Origin of the sequence: Armatimonas sp. (genome assembly GCF_043760365.1) — a bacterium.
Lineage (GTDB): Bacteria > Armatimonadota > Armatimonadia > Armatimonadales > Armatimonadaceae > Armatimonas.
On record NZ_JAYUPA010000543.1, the window covers coordinates 1 to 1,583 of the forward strand.

General features: G+C 58.9%; 1 protein-coding gene. It reads right to left on the reverse strand.

The window, feature by feature from the left end:
* A partial coding sequence (locus ACH2EH_RS12540; RefSeq protein WP_395142146.1) for a sugar-binding domain-containing protein occupies positions 1–1,583 on the reverse strand: 1,583 nt, incomplete at both ends.

Consider the following 1,583-nt stretch of genomic DNA (forward strand, 5'->3'; position numbering starts at 1 on the left):
CCATAGAGTTTTTTGAGTGCATCGTCGCCCTCAATTGCCATGTAGCCAATTGCCTCGCCGTCCAGATCGCCACTGCGCCGCACGACCACGCCACTCTCATCGAAGAAATCAAGCGCTTTGTCGGGAGTGAGGCCCAGCCAGCTTGGCCCTCCTTGGGCATGGCCCGCGAGCCGCATAAAGCGCTGGTTGGTCGTGCGATAGTTTTGCAGCCAGCTTTTCGGGTCACTGCCTGCGCCCAGATCCGCCCACCCGTGCCAGACTTGCCCGTTGAGCGTGAAGTCCTTTCCTCGAACATCCCACTGACGGAACCCAAAGCGCGTCTCCTGTACATCGTCGCCACAGATAATGCGGAGCGTGTAGAGTTGTGGATTGGGCTCCGGCCACCAGGGCCGCGCCTCGGGAAACGGCAGCGACTCGCGAACGGTAAGAAGTGGATTGCCTTGCTCTGCCTCCTGAGGTTTATTGGTGGACTGCCAGCGGGCAACGACGGCACCCGTACGGCTGTCGAGCACCTCATAGCGTCGTGGGGCCTCGCTTGGGTGCATCGCATAGGAGAAATTCAGGCGCTTTCCCGAAACATCGGGCTGGATAAAGACATCATGGATTTGCGCGGCTCCGGTGCGGGTGAGAACTGGGGTCTGCACCAAGCCGCTCTGCCAGGCATTCCAGATAGGGTAGGCAAGATCCTGAAAGCCCGTACCCACCACACTCAGGGGCAGATTGAACTTCTTGCGTAGCTTCAGTGGATCGGTCGGGCTGGTAGAGTAGCCATACCAGGCATCACGAATCCCGACACGAATCTCATTGGTTTTGCCCGGCTGGATAGCCTTTGTAATGTCAATATCGAACTTCGCATTGGGATTTTTGTTGAAGCCACAGAACATACCATTGACAATAACGGTGGTATTTAAGTTATTGCGTGGAAAGGTGAGAATGTAGCGTGAAGCAGTGCTCGCTGCGGGGATGTTAACTCGCGTGCGGTACCAGAGCCGGTGGGCAAAGGTCAGATCTGGGCGCGCAATATTCTTATCCGAGGGCACGGTAATCGCGCTCCACTTTGGGTCAGGCGGAAGCACAATCTCCATTGGCTGGGCGATATCAAAGGGGGGAGTCTGTTCATCCGCACGGCATACTTCCCAGTCGCCTGCCAGAGAGACAGAAGGGCGCGGGCCAGTGGTTCCCAGCGTGAAAGCCTGCGCCGCCGCTGCGCGATCCCGCTCGCTTCGGTGCTCCTCACCTGGCTTGTATCTGCCATAGGGATGCCACGTACCCGCGTAGAAACAGAGCGCATCCGAAGCATAGAGCACGCGCTTTTTAGCGTCTTTGGGCAGGCGAATCTCCAGCGTGTGCGCCCCTGACCCGAGCTTTTGCGCCCCAAGCCGCAGCCAGGCGACCTCGTTCCAGGTCTCCAGGCTCATGAGATCCGTGGTCAGCGTCTCGGGTGTGACGCGCTGCCAGGCTCCGCCGTCAAGCCGCCAGTCGAAATCTGAGCGAGCGAACTCATAGCCGATCCGGTTCCAGACCTCGTAGGTCGTGCCCTTGGGAATGGTGATATCGTAGCGTAGCACGGCTCCGCCTTCGGG